This is a genomic window from Aminobacter niigataensis, assembly GCF_946995915.1.
Lineage (GTDB): Bacteria > Pseudomonadota > Alphaproteobacteria > Rhizobiales > Rhizobiaceae > Aminobacter > Aminobacter niigataensis.
Map to the genome: position 1 here is coordinate 730,624 of NZ_OX341517.1, position 18,109 is coordinate 748,732.

An 18,109-nucleotide genomic window follows, 5' to 3' on the forward strand; every position below is an offset into this window, starting at 1 on the left:
CGACAGCCCTGATGTCTGAAACTCAGATCAGGACGTTCGGCTCGTGGCGGCCATTGACGGCAATGTCGAGCAGGAAGGTCTTGCCGGCATGAGGGTCGGCCCGCAGCGCCTTGGCGCTCAGTCCTACTGCAGCGCTGGTCACCGCCAGCCGGTCAGCCGCGGGCCCGACGAAGGCCGGACAGGAGGCCTGGACCGCCGGCACCGGCACGCTGCGCAGCAGGCTGCCATCGGGCGCATAGGCGTCGACACGGCCTCCGCCCCAGCACGCATTCCACAGGACGCCCTCGCGGTCGACCACCGAGCCGTCGATGCCGCCCTTGTCGCCGCGGCGGTCGACGAACAGCTTCGGCTCGCCCAGCGGCAGGCCGGTGTCGGCATCGCAGTCGAGGCGATAGAGCAGGTTGACGGCCGTATCGACATAATAGGCGGTCTTGCCGTCGGCGCTGAAGCAGATCGAGTTGGGGATGCTGATCGCCGGCAACAGCAGCCGCAGCTCGCCGCGGAAATACCAGTAGATGGCGCCAGCCCCTGCCTCGGCACTCTTGCCCATGGTGCCGAACCACAGCGCACCGCAAGGATGCACGCGCGCGTCGTTCGAACGCGTGCCGGTGTTGGCGGCTTCCACCGACATGTGAAGCGTCAGCTTGCCGGTCGCGGCATCGCGGACATGCAGCCCGGTCTCGGTCAGCAACAGCTGGCGTTCGCCGTCGATCGTGGCAATGGCGCTCGCCATCTCGCCGAGCTGGTGGATGCGCGTTTGCCCGCCCGACAGTTTCCTTTCCAGCATGCGGCTGGCCAGGATGTCGAACCAGTAGAGCGTATCGGTGGCCGGATCGTAGGTCGGCCCCTCGCCCAGGCTGCAGGCTTCGTCGGACAGGATCACGGCTGCCATGTCAGGCTCCCTTGCCGATGGCGTCCCAGCCGGCGACGGCGGCACGGGCGCGCTCGCCGACTTCGGCTGACGTCATGCCAGGCTTGTAGAGGCTCGAACCAAGCCCGAACAGCTGGACGCCGACCTTGGCATAGGCATCGAAATCGACTTCCGAAACGCCGCCGACGACGCCCACTTGCGTTTCCTTGGGCAGCACGGCGCGAATCGCCGAAATTCCGCCGGTGCCGAGCACGCTGGCCGGGAAGAACTTCAGCGCCGAAGCGCCGAGGCGCAGCGCCAGGAACGCGTCTGTCGGCGTGAAGACGCCCGGCATCGTCACCATCTTGTGCACGCCGGCGCGGCCCATCACCTCGGCGTCGATGTTCGGGCTGACCAGCAGGCGACCGCCGGCATCGTTGAGCCGGTCGACATCCTTGGCCCACACCACGGTGCCGCCGCCGACAAGCGCCGTCGGCAGCGCCTTGGCCAAGATCTCGATCGAACGGAACGGGTCGGGCGAATTGAGCGGCACCTCGATCGCCTCGATGCCGGCGTCGAAAACGGCGCGGCCGACATCGAGCGCTTCCTCGGGTTTCAGGCCGCGCAAGATGGCCACCAGCCCGCGGCCAAGCTCGGGAAACGGTGCGGTCATGCTCATCGGGCAACTCCTTCAGCCAGCATCTTGTTGCGCCGTGCCGCAGCCACCAGGCCCGCAAGCACGGCTTCGTCGGCATCGGCGATGGTCACGTCAATGTCGTCGAGGCGCAGCGCCTCGGCATAGAGCGCGCCCAGCGGACCGGAGACAACGAGAATGACGGGTGCGCCGCGTCGGCCGAAGCGCTTGGTCGCCGAGGCGATCTCTGCGCCGATCAGCAGGCCCGAAAGGGCAGCGGCCGCATCCTCCTGGCCAAGCCCGGAAAGCAGGCCGGCGGCGCGGATTCCGAAAAGGCGTGCGCCGATGTCGGCATCGAGCAACGCCTCCTGGCACCAGTCGCGGAATACCTGGTTGTCAGGCGTCACCTTCGCCGGCTTGTCGCCGATCGAATGGCGCAGGATCGAATGCTGTGCCAGGACCGAGAACATCTCGCCGGTCGCCCAGGTGCCGAAACCCGAGATCGCCCCGCCTTCGGCGATCACCCATTTCGAATGGGTGCCCGGCATGCAGACGAAATGGCTGCCCGAACCGATCAGGCCGGCGATGCCGGCAAGCTGGGTTTCCTCGCCACGCATCACATCGGGCGTGCGCGGATTACGCTGGGCAAGCCCCGGCACGATCCGGACGTCGCGGCCGGCACCGGGGACCGACACTGCGGCACCCAGGATGTCGCTGAGCGAGGACGGCACCTCGACATAGGGTGCCTCGATCCAGCCCTGGCGGGCGCCGGCCATGCCGCAGACGATCGCCGGCAGGCCGTCAGTTGCACCCATGTCCTTGAGATGACGGTCGAGCACCGAGGCAAAGCCCTTGTGCTGGGCGGTAAGCAAGCCTTCGTCGCTGCGGCGCTCGTCGACGACCGCACCCGTTCCGTCGAGCAGCCAGACGCGCATCCGCGTGGTGCCCCAGTCGACGGCAGCGATTGTTGGCTTGGAACTCACAGGATACCTCCATCGACGATCAAAGTTTGCGCCGTCAGCATTCTCGATGCGTCCGACGCCAGGAACAGCACCGTGCCGACCATGTCTTCCGGCAGCATCATGCGCTTGATGCACTGCCGCGATATGTGCGACTTGAGCGCCTTCTCGCTGACCCACAATTCGCGCTGCCGCTCGGTAATGACCCAGCCCGGCGCCACCGCATTGACCCTGATGTTGTCGGGGCCGTAACGGCCGGCGAGCCCCTTGGTCAGCCCGACGATCGCAGCCTTCGCAGCCGTGTAGGCCGGCATGGCGCCGATATTGAGCATGTAGGAGGTCGAGCTGAAATTGACGATCGAGCCGCCCCCGGCCTTGACCATGCCAGGCGCCACCGCCTGGATGGTGAAGAAGTGCGGCCTGATGTTGACGGCCTGGTTGTCGTCCCAGCTTTCCGGCGTGACGTCTGCCACCTCGTGGCGCACATCGTTGGCAGCGTTGTTGACCAGCACCGTCACCGGCCCATGCTCCTCCTCCGCGCGGGCCACCGCACGGCGCAGCTCGGCGATGTCGCGCAGGTCGGCGCGCAGGTAGAGCGGCCGGTTGCCCGTCGCCTGCTCGATCTCGTCGCACAGTTCCTGGCTCGGTTTCAGGGCGATGTCGATGAAGGCGACCTTGGCGCCCTGGCGGGCAAAGGCCTCGGTCAGCACGGCGCCGATGCCGGTGCCGCCGCCGGTGATGAGCACCGACTGCCCCTCGAGATCAGGAAATCGTGCCGATGGCATCATGATTTTTCCCCCGCATCGTGCGGGCCGGGCATGGCTGGCCGCGCAGCGCGCCTGTATTAGCCCATCGACCGGTAAAGTTGAAACGCTTTTCGGCCGCCGAAAGCGTCTTTTTCAAACGATTGAAGGGGTAATGAAACGTCGAGGTTACAGGGGGCAAACTGGGCACTGCCCTGCCCGGTGCGCAGGTGACCGGACGCGGCTATCGAAGGGGAAGCAACTGCGTCCTGGCGCCTGCCTTTGCTCAGATCGCCCGCGCGTAGGCCGCGCCGCGATGGGCTTCGCGGAGGTAGCCAAGCGTCGCGTCGGCATCTGCCGGGCGGCCGAACAGATAGCCCTGTCCGCCGGCACAGCCGAACTGCACCAGCCGCTCGGCTTGCGCTTCCATCTCGATGCCTTCGGCAACGACATCCATGCCGAGGCCCTCGCACATCGCCAGGATGGCGCGGATGATGTGTTCGGACGGCCGGTCCTCGAGGATCGAGGCGACGAAGGCGCGGTCGATCTTGAGCTTGTCGAAGCGGAATTCGCGCAGGCGGCCGAGCGACGACTGGCCGGTGCCGAAATCGTCGAGCGAGACGCGGATGCCGACGCGCCGGAGATCCTCGACGATCTTTTCGGCCGAGGCCGGATCGGTCATCAGGCCGGTTTCGGTAATCTCGATCTCAAGCCGGCGCGGGTCGAAGCCGGTGCGTTCGAGGATCGACAAGATGTGCAGGCCGGTGTTCTGGTCGACGAGCTGCGACGGCGACAGGTTGAACGACAGGAACATGTCCTTCGGCCAGCTGCGCGCAGCTTCCGCCGCCTTGCGCAGCACCAGTTGCGACAGCGGGCCGATGATGCCGCGTTCTTCGGCGATGGGAATGAACACGGCTGGCGACACCGGGCCGAGATCGCGGTCGGTCCAGCGGGCCAGCGCCTCGAAACCGATGGTGCGGCGGCTGTTGAGATCGACGATCGGCTGGAAATGCGGGGCGACCTCACCGGCGGCGACGGCGCGGCGCAGCGCCTGCTCGATGCGGGTGACGCGCTTGGCCGCCTCTTCCATTTCGCGGGTGTAGACGACGACGCGGCCGCGGCCCGAGCGCTTGGCGTGGTAGAGCGCGGTCTCGGCCTTGCGCACCAGTGTTTCGGTGGTGTCGTCGCTGGAATGGAACAGCGAGCAGCCGACCGAGGCCGACAGGCGCGCAGTGCGCTCACCGACGTCGTAAGGCGCCGACAGGATTTCGATCAGCATGCGGGCCTTTTCGGCCGCGGCATCCTCGGAGAACACCAGCGGGTAGAGGAAGGCGAATTCGTCGGCGCCGATGCGTGCGACCGCCGAATAGCCATCGCAAGCAGCGCGCAGTCGCATCGCCACCTGGACCAGGATCTCGTCGCCAGCGCGATGGCCGAACAGGTCGTTGATCGGCTTGAAGCCGTCAAGATCGAGGATGCCGACGGTGAACGGTGCCGGGTCCTCGGCGCGGTCGCCGATCAGGCGCTCGACCTTGTCGAAGAAACGGCGCTGGTTGCCGAGGCCGGTCAAGGCGTCGGTGAAGGCCAGATCCGCCGTGTCCCTGTCCGAATAGCTCGCGCCGAGTGACATACTTGGTCTCTGTTCTTCCATTGATTGCAATCGTTGCAGGACACTGGCAGCAAAGCGTTTAGGAATTGTATTCAATCCGTCATTTGCGAAACCGGTTTCAATACCTGCCGGTTGCCCCGGTCCGCCGAAGTTGCGCGGTGCGCTTGCAAGGCCGCATCAGGCGATTGCGCAGTGCCAAGACGTCGCCCTGCCATTGCATAAGGCGGCCAAATTGCTACATCCTCGTCACCCAGGCGTGCGGCCGGTTCCGCTTGTCCGCGCCATCACCATCGACCAGCCGCGCCGGAGACCTCCATGCCGCTCAAGATCGCCGTCCAGATGGACCATATCTCCACCGTCAACATCGCCGGCGACACGTCGTTCGCGCTGTCGCTGGAGGCGCAGCGGCGCGGCCACGAACTCTTCCACTACACGCCCGACCGGCTGTCGATGCGCGACGGCAAGGTCTTCGCGCGCATCGAGAAGCTCGAAGTGCGCGACATCAAGGGCGACCACTTCACCCTCGGCGAGCCCGTGCGTACCGACCTGTCGGAGATGGACGTGATCCTGCTGCGCCAGGATCCGCCCTTCGACATGAACTACATCACCACCACCCACATCCTCGAGCGCATCCATCCGAAGACGCTGGTCGTCAACGACCCGGCCTGGGTGCGCAACAGCCCCGAAAAGATCTTCGTCACCGAATTCGCCGACCTGATGCCGGAGACGCTGATCACCAAGGATCCGGCTGAAGTCACCGCCTTCCGCAAGGAGTTCGGCGACATCATCGTGAAGCCGCTCTACGGCAATGGCGGCGCCGGCATCTTCCATTTGCACGAGGCCGACCGCAACCTGTCGTCGCTGCTCGAAATGTTCGGCCAGATGTTCCGCGAGCCCTACATCGTCCAGCGCTACCTCAAGGACGTGCGCAAGGGCGACAAGCGCATCATCCTGATCGACGGCGAGCCCGTCGGCGCCATCAACCGCGTGCCTGCCGAGCACGACGCGCGCTCCAACATGCATGCCGGCGGCCGCGCCGAGAAGACCGAGTTGACCGAGCGCGAACGCGAGATCTGCGCCCGCATCGGCCCGTCGTTGCGCGAACGCGGCTTCATCCTCGTCGGCATCGACGTCATCGGCGACTACATGACCGAGATCAACGTGACCTCGCCGACCGGTATCCGCGAGGTCAAGAAGTTCGGCGGCGCCGACATCGCGGCGCTGTTCTGGGACGCGGTGGAGAAGAAGCGGGCCTGAGCGGCCCACCTCCATCTTTCGCTACCGCTTCCCGAGCAGCCTGAGGCCGCCAAGGGTGGCTACCGGCATGATCGTGCAGTAAGCGACGAGCGGCCAGGCCGTATCGCCGCCGAGCACGATCACCGCCACCGTGCCGATCAGGCCGACGATCAGGCTCTGGACGCAGAAATAGAGCGCAACGGCGGTGCCAGCGGCATCGCCGAACGCCTCGAGTGCGCCATTTGCCGTCACCACGCCGGCGAAGACGATGCCGACCGAGATCGCCCACATCGGCACGACGAAGGTCAGGAACGACGGTTCAGCGAACAGCTGCCCGACAACCAGCAGCCCGGAGCCGAGCAGGAGCATCGCCATTCCTCGCGCGAGGCTGCCAGCAATGCCCCAGTGCGCCACGAACAGTTTGGCGAAACGTGTGGTGACGATCATCGCCACCGCCGCCGTGGCGAAGGCCATGCTGAAGCTGAGCTGGGAATAGCCGGCCCCCTCGATGAGCACGCGCGGCGCCGTCGAGAAGAAGACGAAGAACGCGCCCATCGCCGCGCTGAAGCCCAGCGTGTAGACCCAGAAGGCCGGGCTTTTCAGGATTTTTCGGAACGCCGGCCGCGACCGCACGGTATCGGGCCGTGTCTCGTGCCAGCGCAGCAGCGCATTCAGCACGGCACCGACGGCAAGAATGCCGAGCCCCATGAAGATCGCCCGCCAGCCGAGACCTTGGGCAATCAGCGCCCCGGCGATCGGGCCGAGCGCCGGCACGCAGGCCAGCATGGCGCTGAACAGGCCATAGATGACGGTGCCTTCCGGCCGCTCGGCATAGACGTCGCGCACCGTGACAAAGGTGGCGACGAGCGCTGCCGACGCGCCTAGCGCCTGCAAGACGCGCAGGCCAACGAACAGCGGCGCGGACGATGTGCCAGCGAGCAGGAACGAGGCCGCCGCAAACAGGACCGCGCCACCGATCAGCACCGGCCGGCGCCCGATCCGGTCGGAGACCGGGCCGAACACCACCTGGCCCAAGCCGAGCACGATCATGTAGAGGCTCAGCGTCAGCTGGACGATGTCTGGCGTCGTGCCGAGGATCTTGGGCATTTCCGGCACGACCGGCAGGTAGATGTCCATGGCCAGCGAGGCCAGGATGTCGAAGGGCGCCATCAGCAGCAGCGCCGCGGGCAGGGAATGGCCCCACGTGGAAAAATTTCGAATGGGCATGACAATGCATCGCTCAAATGAATTTCATCTGGCGGCGATCTGCCACTTCGCTTGTCTAGGGAAATGAGAGGGCAGCGCGCCGCAACAACGTCTCGGTGTTGTTGCGGCTTATCTGTCTGCGGACTCGACTGTGCCCATGTTCATGTCGCGAATGCTCGCTTTGATCTTTTGGCTGCAATAGCAGCATGGCTTGCCCGGAACAAGCCTGGTCGGTGGCCTGTGATGCCGGTCAACGCCTACGCGGCGCGATGGCCGCGCAGGCCGGCGGTATCGCCCGGCCTGAAGATGCGGAACGTGTTGCGCCCCGCCGCCTTGGCCCGATAGAGCGCGGTATCCGCCCTGACCAGCAGTTCCGACGGCGTGCAGGCCTCGAACAGCGCGATACCGACGGACCCGCCGAGCCTGAGCGGCGTGCCGCAGTGATCTATCGGTTCGCCGAGCCTTTCAATGATTGCAAGCGCAAGCGCCGAAATCGCCTGCAGGTCGAGGTTCGGCCCCGACAGCACGGCAAATTCGTCGCCGCCGATGCGCGAAACGAGTTGCGCGCCGCTACAGGCGCTCTCGAGCCGCCGGCCCACCTCTCTGAGGCACTCGTCGCCGACGACATGGCCGAAGGTATCGTTGATCTGCTTGAAGCCATCGAGGTCGAGCAGAAGCAGCGCGCCGGGGGCGGGGTGCTCGGCACACAGCTCGGTCCATGCCGCCAGCTTCGACTGGAACTGGCTGCGATTGGCAAGCCCGGTCATGACGTCGATCTCGGCGAGATAGCGCGTCTGGTCGGCGAGTATCTTCTCTTCGGTGATGTCCTGCTTCAGGCCGAAGATGCGCACGGCGACGCCGTCCTCGCACTCGACGCATGCGGTGATGCGGATCCAGCGGCGATTGCCCTTGGCCGTGACGATCTCGGCGTCCAGGCAAAAGCCGGTGCGCTCCGCGATCGCCTGGCTGCGTCTGACATGGAGCTCCGCCGCCGACTCCGGCGTATAGCACGTGACGATTTCCTGGCGTTCGAGCGCCGACCCGCGCGGTAGATCAAAGATGTCGTAGACGACGTCGGTCCATACCAGCGCCTGGTCGGCGAGGTTGCATTGCCAGACGCCGATGCGGGCGGCTGCCGAGGACCTGTCGAAGATCTTCTGGCTGTGTGCAAGCGAGGCGGCCTGCTCGCGGATCAGCGTCGCCTGCGCCGCCAGACGCGCCTCGAGTTCCGCGATCCTGGCCGCGCCGCGGCGCGAAAGGGCGCCCGGCCGTCCGACTTTTCGCATAGGCAGCCTGTGGCGCATGGCGAGGTCGATCACCTTCTCTTTGATGCGCCTTATATTCGCACACAAGCATTTAAGATTCCCTATCCGGCGCCCGGCACCGCGCGCCATGCCCGGCAGTATCGGCTAGCGTAAACAACGGCTGCCTATGTTCTTTAAATGTTCTTGCATCAATTTGGCGATTATATCTTTGACAAACCCAACCGGATAAGGCATAACAGACTCAAGGAGTTACCGTTATGTCCATCCTGTCGAAGCCCTACTTCCACAACGAAGCCGCCGCTTTCGAGCATGTCGAGGCGATGCTGTGGCCCCAGGGTCCGGTCTGCCATCACTGCGGCTCGATGGACAAACACTACAAGCTGGTCGGCGTCCGCACGAAGGCTTCCAAGAAGAACCCCGAAGGCGTCGATCGTCATGGCCTCTACAAGTGCGCCGCTTGCCGTGGCCAGTTCACGGTTCGCATGGGCACGATCTTCGAAGAAAGCCACCTGCCGCTACACAAGTGGCTACAGGCAATCCACCTGATGTGCTCCAGCAAGAAGGGCATCAGCGCCCACCAGCTCCACCGCGTTCTGGAATGCACCTACAAGACCGCTTGGTTCCTCGCTCACCGTATCCGCGAAGCCATGCGCTCGGACGACTTCACGCCCATGGGCGGCGCTGGCAAGACCGTTGAAGTCGATGAGACCTATATCGGCCGTCTACAGGGCGTGCCGAAACAGACCGCTGGCGCGGCTCACAAGAACACCGTGCTTACGCTTGTCGAGCGCGGCGGCATCGCCCGTTCCTTCCACATCAACGCCGCCACCATCGGCAATATCCTGCCTATCGTGAACAAGAACATCGCCAAGGAAACCGACATGATGTCGGATGAAGCCCGCGTGTATCCGCGCGCTCTGGCCGCGTTCGCTTCGCACCAGATGGTCAATCATGCGAAGGAAGAGTACGTGCGCTACGAGGACGGCGACGCGATCCACACCAACACCGTCGAAGGCTACTATTCGATCTTCAAGCGCGGCATGAAGGGCGTCTATCAGCATTGCGCTGAACATCATCTGCACCGCTATCTGGCCGAATTCGACTTCCGCTACAGCAACCGTTCGGCCATGGGTGTCGAGGATCAGGAACGCGCGGGTCGTGCGCTTACGGGTGCCAAAGGCAAGCGCCTCACCTATCGCAGACCTGATGAATTCCCGGCATGAGCACTACCGCCGCCCCGTTCAACTGACACTACCCTTGTGGCGGCACACAAAGCGAAAGAAAAAGCCGGGAGGCCGTTAGGCTTCCCGGCAGTTGGGTTGATCGGCAGGCTAAGCGGCTACGCCGCCGTCGCCTATTTACCGGCTACGGTAATGTCCGCAGACGTGTTCTGTGCGGCCAAAGCGGAAGCGCAGGTAAGGGTTTACCCAAACCATGACAGACCTCTTTCAGGCGAGGGGCCTTGAAAAGAGGCGGTAGAAGTGCGATTCTAGGGTGTGAACTCTAGTGATCGCGAGGCTACTGCCTCTTTCCGATTGCTGGTCATCTGGGCCGCATCCCCGTCTCACCGGGTTTGCGGCCTTTTGCTTTTCCGCCCCTCCGACGCCAATGGCCAGAGCGCGAGGGGCTACGCAGTTCTTTTCATTCAACGCTTCCCAGTATTAGTGGCGCAAGTGAGTCGCGCACCCTAGACGTTGCATGTTCTTGGGCCGGCGGTCAAGGGCCGGAGAACTGGCGATCAGAACCAGCCGTTGCAAAGAGAAGTGAACTGGGGTAGGCATCTCTCAACAAGGAGATTCCGTATGGCAGAGGAAGCATCGACCCGGTTCCCTTTCATCAGCCTCGAAAAGGCGCTCTCAAAAGCGCAACAGCTTTTTGATGGAGACCGCAGCGGCAAAGCGATGGCTGTCACGACCGCTTTTGAGTTGTGGGGCTACAGCCCTAAGAGTAGCGGGGGGTTTCAAACCACTGGCGCGCTCAAGTATTACGGCTTGCTCGAAGACGAGGGGGCGAATGCAGAACGCAAGCTCAAGCTGACCGGGGCTGCAAGGCGCTATTTTCTTGATGAGCGGGATGAAATCCGCGCTGACATGATCGCTGAATTTGCGTTGAACCCTCCGCTCTTTCGTGTGCTTTGGACAAAAGACGGATGGAGTGAGGGAATCCCTGCCGACACGGTTGCGCGAAGCCATTTGAAGATTGAGCGAAACCTCAATGATCAGTCTTCCCGGTCGCTTCTCGCTATCTTCAAAGAGAATATCCGGTTTGCCGGTTTAAAGCCTAGCGCAGGTCAGGATACCCCTTTAGAATCGCCCGACGAAGGGGAGCCACTGCACAAGGCTCCAGAAGAAACGGAGCGAGGTAAGGTCATGGCTACGACAGCATCAGCGGTCCCAGGGTCACTCAGGGCATTTGCAAATGTTGTTCCTCCGTCACCGGAGGGCGGTGCGGCGATTGACGCCCGCATCGTTGACGGTCGTGTTATCATCAACGCCGATGTTGATTTGAAAGGCTTGCGGAAGCTACGCCGTCAAATTGCGATGTTCGAGCAGATGCTTTCAATGGAAGACGAAGAGGACGATGACACCGAAAAGGACAAAGGCGCCTTCAGTTGAGGCGCCTCAAATTGATAAGTTCCGCGAAGCCGCTCGCGAACTGGAAACTGACCAGTCCGAGGAATCCTTTAACCGTGCGTTGAAGAAGGTCGCGAAAGCGGAACCAAAAGAGAAAACGCCCGACCTCAAAAAATGAAATCGGGCGTTCGCTTGTCAGAATTGATTCTATCGTTTTCTAGGGCTTTTCTCTGATGACACGCTTGGGTCGCGCAGCCAGAAGCGCGCGCGCTTCTGCGTGCATCTCACGCGTTACGCGCTCGTAATATTTTCTTTCCGAGATCGACATAGCCTGAACACCCACGAACTGCTCGGGCTTCACTGTCTGTGAAACACTCGTGCGAAAATCCGAGATTTTCGTAGCAAAACTTTCCAAGATCGTTCCCATAGAAACGCTCCAAGTCTGCTCGAGTATCATCGCCCAACCTTATTTTCTGCGGACGTCCATCGCGGGATGCAATGGCACTCATAGCTATAACCATGCCACCTTTACGGTGAATGAACGAACGCAGGTCTGCTAAGGTTCCACCAGTCGTAATTACATCATCCACTATGACATAAGAGGCACCCTTGTCAATTTCACCGCGAAACGCGCAACGATTGGCAATTCTCGTCCACGTATTTGATTTGTCCCTCGAAACGGTTTTTTCCTGGAAAACTTCCGTTTCAACATCCCAATCAAATTCGTGCGACAGCCACTGAGCGTAGCCAATAGCCAACGCGTTGTTTGAATCTCCGGGCTGACATGATGGCGATATGATTTTCGGCTTACCGCCACAACTTTCAACGTGATCCACCAACCGCAACACGCATTCACGAGTGTAGAGATCGTCGATTATCGCAATGGCAGCTTCAATATTCCGCTCGCCCTTCGCTGCCTGATAAAGCGGATGCGAGCTCAGGGTGGGGACTTGTTTGTCGCCACTAGCCCACTGCGCGTTCACAAACGCTTCTGGAAAGTCTTTCGGCCAAGGAACTCGCGTCATCAAACCAACTCATAAGAACCGGCCTATGTAACCGATTCGTCATGAGAATTGCTACGTTTGGACGCACTGGTTTGTCAAAGATATAATCGCCATCAATTTACAATCTATGCTTGTCTTTCAAGAAATCGTCCGCGACCTGATCGTGCGTTTGGGGGAGGCCGGGCGGAGGGGGCAGCATGGTTTCGCGCGTGCGCACTGTTGCATTCCAGGGCATCGAGGCGGTTCCCGTCGACGTGCAGGTGATGGTCGCGCCGGGGAAAGTCGGCATGCAGATCGTCGGCCTGCCCGACAAGGCGGTGGCCGAAAGCCGCGAACGTGTGCAGGCGGCGCTGCATGCCTCGGGCCTGTCGATGCCGGCCAAGAAGGTCACCGTCAATCTCGCACCCGCCGACCTGCCCAAGGAGGGCAGCCATTACGATCTGCCCATCGCGCTGGGCCTGATGGCAGCACTTGGTGCGTTGCCGGGCGACGCGCTCGCCGCCTATGTCGTGCTCGGCGAACTGTCGCTCGACGGCACGATCGCGGCGGTTGCGGGTGCGCTGCCGGCGGCCATCGGCGCCAATGCCGAGGGCAAGGGGCTGATCTGCCCGGCGGCCAGCGGGCCGGAAGCCGCCTGGGCCGGCGCCAGCATCGACATCCTGGCGCCGCGCAGCCTGATTGCGATTGCCAACCATTTTCGCGGCACGCAGGTGCTTTCGCGGCCCGAAGCCGGCATCCGCGCGCCGGCCACCGGCATCGCCGATCTTGCCGACGTCAAGGGCCAGGAAAGCGCCAGGCGCGCGCTCGAGGTGGCAGCGGCCGGCGGCCACAACCTGCTGTTCGTCGGTCCTCCCGGGGCCGGCAAGTCGATGCTGGCGGCGCGCCTGCCCTCCATCCTGCCGCCGCTTTCGCCCAAGGAGTTGCTCGAAGTCTCGATGATCGCCTCGGTCGCCGGCGAACTGGCCGAGGGCAAGCTCACGGACCGGCGGCCATTCCGTGCGCCGCACCATTCCGCCTCGATGGCGGCGATGGTCGGCGGCGGCTTGCGGGCGCGGCCCGGCGAGGTGTCGCTCGCCCATCACGGCGTGCTGTTTCTCGACGAATTCCCCGAGTTTTCGCCGCAGGTGCTCGATTCGCTGCGCCAGCCGCTCGAAACCGGCGAATGCATGATCGCCCGGGTCAACCACCGCATCACCTATCCGGCGCGGATCCAGCTGGTCGCGGCGATGAACCCGTGCCGCTGCGGCATGGCCGGCGAGCCCGGCTACCGATGCCTGCGCGGCACGCGCTGCCAATCCGACTATCAGGCACGTATCTCCGGCCCGCTGCTCGATCGCATCGACCTGCGCATCGAGGTGCCCTCGGTTTCCGCCACCGACCTGATCCGCGCCGGCAAAGCGGAGGCGAGCGCCGATGTCGCCGCCCGCGTCGCCCGGGCTCGCACGATCCAGCGCGAACGGCTGGAACGCCACGGCGTCACCGGCGCCACCACCAATGCGCAATGCTCCGCCGGCCTGATCGAGGATATCGCCATACCAGATGCCGCCGGGCTCGCGCTGCTGCGCGACGCCAGCGAAAAGCTCGGTTTTTCCGCCCGCGCCTATCACCGGGTCCTCAAGGTGGCGCGGACGCTGGCCGATCTCGACGCCAGCGACACGGTCGGCCGCATCCATCTTGCCGAGGCGATTTCCTACCGCATCAGCTCGGAACGCATGGCGCAGGCGGCGTAGAGTTGGGCCGTCGCCCGAAGTGACTTGCTTGGTGCGCGGGAGCAGGTGGGCGCCGGCCTGCACCGATCGCCGCCGGCTGGCGCATGGCGCAAGGGTCGTCCCTGGATAGGACAGGCTCGGTTGCTGAGAACACGCCGGGCTGCGTCGGGTTCGGTGACGCTGCGGCTGAAGGGGTATTCGACCTATTACTTGACCGAGCCGACCATCGTCGCCTGGCCTTCGCGGATCGAAACCCATCGACCGGTGTTCTCGCTCGACTGGCGCTTGAGATAACGATAGCCGGTCTCGTCCCACTGACGCACGGTGTCCGTCAGGTTGTCGAGCACGAAGTCGCCCTTGGAGGTGCGCACGGTCAGCACCGCATGGCCCTCGCCGTCAGGCTTGCGCACGACGGTTATCAGCAGGTTCGCCAGCGAGACGCCTTCCTGGCTCAGCATGCGGCGTTTTTCGAGCACATAGTCCTCGCAGTCACCCTCACCATTGGCCGGATAGATCCAGACCTCGTCGCGGCCGTAGATGTCGATATCGTTCATCGGCTTGATCGCCGCGTTGGTGGCAACGTTGACTGCCACCATCTTGCGCCACAGGGCGCCGGTCATCTGCTCGGGACCGGTGTCGCGCTGCTTGATCGAGCATTCCCTGGGGTTGAGGCGGCAGAAATCGTAGTGACCGATCGGCTGCGAGGTCAGCCCGCCGGTGACCATCGGCTGCGACGCCGCCAAGGCCGTGCCGGCAGACAGCACAACGCCCGCCACCAGCCCCAAAAACACACCGGCACGCCCCGCCGCGCACCGCACGCCTGCTGCGGAAATCATCTGCCCCGCTCGCCCCTTTACATCGTTAATAAAACGTTAAGGTCGAGGGCGGCCTGGAGTCAATCAAAGCTCGCGGCAGATTGCAGACATGGTTACCGCGGGTGCTGCGCCGCGACTATTGTGCAACAGGACGCGCCGCGCCGGCGCACACGCCGGCAAACGGCTTTCGGCATGCGCACTGTGCGGATTCAAAGGGTTAGGGCGCCCCTTGCCTATCCATGCGGCGCCACAATACAGCAAGGCCCGGCGGTTGGCGCCGGGCCTTGCTGTGGATAAGACGGGTTGGCGGCTGGCGGCCTGAAATCAGGCCTTGCGGACCAGCTGCGGCTTGGCCGGCTTGCGCGCGGAGGCGCCGTAGCTGGTCATGAAGTCGACGATGCGCGGCACGATCTCGGCACGGAAGCGCGAGCCGTTGAAGACACCGTAGTGGCCGACAGCCGGCTGCATGTAGTGCGCCTTCATGTCCGCGGGGATGTTGCTGCACAGGTCGTGCGCGGCCTGGGTCTGGCCGAGACCGGAAATGTCGTCATTCTCGCCCTCGACGGTGAACAGCGCGACATTGCGGATCGCCGAGGTGTCGACCGGCTGGCCGCGGTGGGTCATCTCGCCCTTGGGCAAGGCGTGGCGCACGAACACGGTGTCGACCGTCTGGAGATAGAACTCGGCGGTCAGGTCCATCACCGCCAGATATTCGTCGTAGAAGTCGCGGTGCTTCTCCGCGCTGTCGCCGTCGTTCTTCACCAGGTGCATGAAGAAGTCCTTGTGGGCGATGATGTGGCGGTCGAGGTTCATGGTCATGAAGCCCGACAGCTGCAGGAAGCCCGGATAGACGTCGCGGGCAAAGCCGGGTGCAGGCCATGGCACCTGCATGATGACGTTGTCGCGGAACCACTCGATGCTCTTCTTCTCGGCGAGTTCGTTGACTGCGGTCGGGTTGCGCCGGGTGTCGATCGGCCCGCCCATCAGCGTCATGCTCGAAGGCACGAAGCGATCGCCGCGCGCTTCCATCACCGCCACCGCCGCCAGCACCGGAACCGAAGGCTGGCATACCGCCATCACGTGGGTGTCCGGCCCGAGCGCATGGAACATGTCGATGACGTAATCGATGTAGTCGTCGAGGTCGAACTTGCCCTCGGTCACCGGCACCATGCGGGCGTCAGTCCAGTCGGTGATGTAGACGTCGGCATGCGGCAGCATCGCCTCGACCGTGCCGCGCAACAGCGTGGCGTAGTGGCCCGACATCGGCGCGACGATCAGCAGCTTGGGGTCGGGACGGCGGCCCGCGGGCAGGTCGCGTTCGAAACGGATCAGGTTGCAGAACGGCCGCGACCAGGCGACCCTCTCGGTCACCGCCACCGGCTGCCAGTCGACCACCGTCTTGTCGAGGCCGAACTGCGGCTTGCCATAGCGGCGGGTGGTGCGTTCGAACAGTTCGGCCATCGCCGCCACGGAGCGGCCGAGCGGCATGTGCGAAAACGGATTGAGCGGGTTGGAATAGAACAGCTTGACCGCATCCGCATAGGCGCGCGCCGGCTGCAGCGCGGCGTGGGTCGATTCGTAGAGCTGGTAAAACATGATGTCCTCATACGGCCATTCGGGGAGGCGAGCCGGCCGGAGGCCCGTCATGCAATGCAGCGAAGGGTAGCAAACATCTGCTGCGATGCAATATGCGACTTGGTGCGAAACGGGGTCATCCTTTAGTCCAAGCTGTTGAAAAAGCGTTTCCATCGCCGCCGCCGGCTCAACATCGGCCGGTCTTGACGTTGTGCGCCGCAGCAACGCCGCGAATCACCCTCAGGCCGCGCAGAAGCGGCCCCTCGGGCCCGTGGCCCGAAGGGTATGGCAAGTCAGGCGTATCAAATGGGGTCAGACACCCTCGACCAGCATGATCTCGCCGTCGGCGAATTGCTGGCGGATCGATTTCGCGTGCTGGTACTCAGCCGAGAAATAGCAGTTGCGCGCGTCCTCCATCGAAGCGAACTCGATGATGACGTTGCGGGCGCGGCCGGGGCCTTCCACGGCTTCATGAGCGCCGCCGCGCGCGATGAACTTGGCGCCGAAGCGTTCGAAGGCCGGCTTCGCGGCAGCCACGTAGCCCTTGTAACCCTCGGGGTCGCGCACGTCGACGCGTGCAATCCAGTAAGCCTTGGTCATCAATTCCTCCCCGAAAATGCTCAGGCCTGTGCCATCTCTTCCAGGATAGCCTGGGCGGCAGCCCGCCTGTCAACCGCGCCGACGATCGGCCGGGCGACGACGAGGTGGCTCGAGCCGTTGCGGATGGCGTCGGCAGGGGTAACGACGCGCTTCTGGTCGCCATGGTCGCTGCCCGCCGGGCGGATGCCGGGGGTGACGACCGCCATGTTTGGGCCGACGATGCGACGCACCGCGGACGCCTCGCTGGCCGAGCAGACGATGCCGCCCATGCCCGCCTTGAGCGCCTGTTCGGCGCGGCGCAGTACCAGCGTGTGCGGGTCATACTCGTAGCCCGCGTCGATCATGTCCTTTTCGTCCATCGAGGTCAGCACGGTGACCGCAAGCAGGCGCAGGTCGCTGCCCCTGGCCGCCTCCACCGCGGCCTTCATCGCCTTGGGGTAAGCATGCAGCGTCAGCATCGCCATGCCCATCTTGACGATGTTCTCGACGCCCTTGGCCACCGTGTTATCGATGTCGAGCAGCTTCATGTCGAGGAACACCTTCTTGCCGTCGCTGGCGAGCTCTCGAGCGAAGTCGAGACCGCCGGCAAAGGCCAACTGGTAGCCGATCTTGAAGAAGGTGGCGGTGCCGTCGAGGTCGCGGACCACCTGTTCGGCGTCCTTCACACTGGGCACGTCGAGCCCGACGATCAGCCGGTCACGCATTGCTTCGATCTTCATGGCTCGGTCCTCGTTGACAGCAGTATCGCCCGCTGGATCAGTTCGCGGCACAGCCGCTCCATGCCCTTGCGCAGGCGTTCTTCGCGGAAATCGCCGTTCTCGTCGAAGGCCTGGCCGCCATGCGGCACCGAAACCTGCGGCGAGATCACGTCCATCTGGATGTGCGACAGCACGGCACGCAGATGGGTGGCGCTGCGGATGCCGGCGAAATGGCCGTCGGACGAAGAGCAGATGGCCACCAGCTTGTCGGGGTAGGGCCGAAGCCGCGTGGTGCCGTCGCGGCTGACACGGCTGACCCAGTCGATGGCGTTCTTGAGCAGCGGCGGCATCGAGCCGTTATATTCAGGCGTGGCGATCAGCACCGCGTCATGCATGTCGATCAGGCGGGCAAGCTTCACGGCGTTTTCGGGTACGCCTTCGTGCTCCTCGAGATCCTCGTTCATCAACGGCAGCTCATAGTCGGCCAGCGAGATGCGGGTCACGTCGGCGCCCTGCAGCGCCAGTTCCTTCTGGGCGCAGTCGGCAGTCCGGCCGCTATAGGCGCCTGTCCTGGTCGAACCGGCGAAGACGAGGATCCTGGGGATTATCGGCATCAACCATCCTGCTGCGCGT

General features: G+C 63.8%; 18 protein-coding genes. 5 read left to right on the forward strand and 13 right to left on the reverse strand.

All coding sequences use genetic code 11. The annotated features are described in order from the left end of the window. Window positions 1-22 precede the first annotated feature (22 nt). The 5 genes from O1Y97_RS03410 to O1Y97_RS03430 form a co-directional block, all read right to left on the reverse strand. The gene (locus tag O1Y97_RS03410) at window positions 23-892 is read right to left on the reverse strand and encodes an SMP-30/gluconolactonase/LRE family protein (protein WP_318763095.1); all 870 of its coding nucleotides are present in this window, start codon (window positions 890-892) and stop codon (window positions 23-25) included. A 1-nt stretch (window position 893) separates the two neighbouring features. Next, window positions 894-1,529 (reverse strand): 2-dehydro-3-deoxy-6-phosphogalactonate aldolase, encoded by a 636-nt coding sequence (locus O1Y97_RS03415; protein ID WP_318763096.1) that lies wholly within the window; start codon window positions 1,527-1,529, stop codon window positions 894-896. Continuing rightward, on the reverse strand, window positions 1,526-2,467 hold the full coding sequence (locus tag O1Y97_RS03420; RefSeq protein WP_318763097.1) for a 2-dehydro-3-deoxygalactonokinase: 942 nt from the start codon (window positions 2,465-2,467) through the stop codon (window positions 1,526-1,528). Before O1Y97_RS03420 ends, O1Y97_RS03415 begins: the two co-directional genes overlap by 4 nt. Next, window positions 2,464-3,231: an SDR family NAD(P)-dependent oxidoreductase gene (locus O1Y97_RS03425; protein WP_108606055.1), complete on the reverse strand. Its 768-nt coding sequence runs from the start codon at window positions 3,229-3,231 to the stop codon at window positions 2,464-2,466. Before O1Y97_RS03425 ends, O1Y97_RS03420 begins: the two co-directional genes overlap by 4 nt. Before the next feature lie 241 nt (window positions 3,232-3,472). Continuing rightward, the gene (locus tag O1Y97_RS03430) at window positions 3,473-4,816 is read right to left on the reverse strand and encodes a putative bifunctional diguanylate cyclase/phosphodiesterase (RefSeq protein ID WP_108606056.1); all 1,344 of its coding nucleotides are present in this window, start codon (window positions 4,814-4,816) and stop codon (window positions 3,473-3,475) included. Window positions 4,817-5,110: 294 nt separating this feature from the next. Here O1Y97_RS03430 and gshB point away from each other — a divergent pair, with 294 nt between their 5' ends. Next, window positions 5,111-6,052: a glutathione synthase gene (gshB, locus tag O1Y97_RS03435; protein ID WP_318763098.1), complete on the forward strand. Its 942-nt coding sequence runs from the start codon at window positions 5,111-5,113 to the stop codon at window positions 6,050-6,052. A gap of 21 nt (window positions 6,053-6,073) precedes the next feature. Here gshB and cml read toward each other — a convergent pair whose 3' ends face one another. Both cml and O1Y97_RS03445 read right to left on the reverse strand, forming a co-directional pair. Further along, complete coding sequence (gene cml / locus O1Y97_RS03440) at window positions 6,074-7,258, reverse strand: CmlA/FloR family chloramphenicol efflux MFS transporter (RefSeq protein ID WP_318763099.1); 1,185 nt, start codon at window positions 7,256-7,258, stop codon at window positions 6,074-6,076. A 236-nt stretch (window positions 7,259-7,494) separates the two neighbouring features. Next, window positions 7,495-8,556: a diguanylate cyclase domain-containing protein gene (locus O1Y97_RS03445; protein ID WP_318763100.1), complete on the reverse strand. Its 1,062-nt coding sequence runs from the start codon at window positions 8,554-8,556 to the stop codon at window positions 7,495-7,497. A gap of 203 nt (window positions 8,557-8,759) precedes the next feature. On the opposite strand from O1Y97_RS03445, the gene O1Y97_RS03450 reads away from it, so the two are divergent. The 3 genes from O1Y97_RS03450 to O1Y97_RS03460 all read left to right on the forward strand — a co-directional run bounded on the left by O1Y97_RS03450 (window position 8,760) and on the right by O1Y97_RS03460 (window position 11,253). After that, window positions 8,760-9,725, forward strand: coding sequence for an IS1595 family transposase (locus O1Y97_RS03450; RefSeq protein WP_318763101.1), 966 nt, complete (start codon window positions 8,760-8,762; stop codon window positions 9,723-9,725). A gap of 579 nt (window positions 9,726-10,304) precedes the next feature. Next, window positions 10,305-11,117: a hypothetical protein gene (locus O1Y97_RS03455; protein WP_318763102.1), complete on the forward strand. Its 813-nt coding sequence runs from the start codon at window positions 10,305-10,307 to the stop codon at window positions 11,115-11,117. Beyond that, window positions 11,083-11,253 (forward strand): hypothetical protein, encoded by a 171-nt coding sequence (locus O1Y97_RS03460; protein ID WP_318763103.1) that lies wholly within the window; start codon window positions 11,083-11,085, stop codon window positions 11,251-11,253. Before O1Y97_RS03455 ends, O1Y97_RS03460 begins: the two co-directional genes overlap by 35 nt. A 106-nt stretch (window positions 11,254-11,359) precedes the next feature. On the opposite strand, the gene O1Y97_RS03465 is transcribed toward O1Y97_RS03460, so the two are convergent. Beyond that, window positions 11,360-12,100 carry a type I phosphoribosyltransferase gene (locus O1Y97_RS03465; RefSeq protein WP_318763104.1) on the reverse strand — a complete coding sequence of 247 codons (741 nt, stop codon included), beginning with the start codon at window positions 12,098-12,100 and terminating at the stop codon, window positions 11,360-11,362. A 176-nt stretch (window positions 12,101-12,276) separates the two neighbouring features. Between O1Y97_RS03465 and O1Y97_RS03470 the strand changes: the two genes are divergently transcribed. Next, window positions 12,277-13,809, forward strand: coding sequence for a YifB family Mg chelatase-like AAA ATPase (locus O1Y97_RS03470; protein WP_318763105.1), 1,533 nt, complete (start codon window positions 12,277-12,279; stop codon window positions 13,807-13,809). A 185-nt stretch (window positions 13,810-13,994) separates the two neighbouring features. Here the strand turns inward: O1Y97_RS03470 and O1Y97_RS03475 are convergent, their stop codons facing one another. The 5 genes from O1Y97_RS03475 to O1Y97_RS03495 form a co-directional block, all read right to left on the reverse strand. Continuing rightward, the gene (locus O1Y97_RS03475) at window positions 13,995-14,624 is read right to left on the reverse strand and encodes a transglutaminase-like cysteine peptidase (RefSeq protein WP_318763106.1); all 630 of its coding nucleotides are present in this window, start codon (window positions 14,622-14,624) and stop codon (window positions 13,995-13,997) included. Window positions 14,625-14,927: 303 nt separating this feature from the next. Further along, window positions 14,928-16,199 carry a polyhydroxyalkanoate depolymerase gene (locus tag O1Y97_RS03480; protein ID WP_318763107.1) on the reverse strand — a complete coding sequence of 424 codons (1,272 nt, stop codon included), beginning with the start codon at window positions 16,197-16,199 and terminating at the stop codon, window positions 14,928-14,930. Between the two features lie 291 nt (window positions 16,200-16,490). After that, complete coding sequence (locus tag O1Y97_RS03485) at window positions 16,491-16,778, reverse strand: DUF1330 domain-containing protein (RefSeq protein ID WP_318763108.1); 288 nt, start codon at window positions 16,776-16,778, stop codon at window positions 16,491-16,493. A 20-nt stretch (window positions 16,779-16,798) separates the two neighbouring features. Continuing rightward, the gene (gene pyrF, locus O1Y97_RS03490) at window positions 16,799-17,497 is read right to left on the reverse strand and encodes an orotidine-5'-phosphate decarboxylase (RefSeq protein ID WP_108606102.1); all 699 of its coding nucleotides are present in this window, start codon (window positions 17,495-17,497) and stop codon (window positions 16,799-16,801) included. Continuing rightward, entirely contained in the window at window positions 17,494-18,090 is a 597-nt protein-coding gene (locus O1Y97_RS03495) for an NADPH-dependent FMN reductase (RefSeq protein ID WP_318763109.1), read from the reverse strand. The genes pyrF and O1Y97_RS03495 overlap by 4 nt, the downstream gene beginning before the upstream one ends. Between the last annotated feature and the right edge of the window lie 19 nt (window positions 18,091-18,109).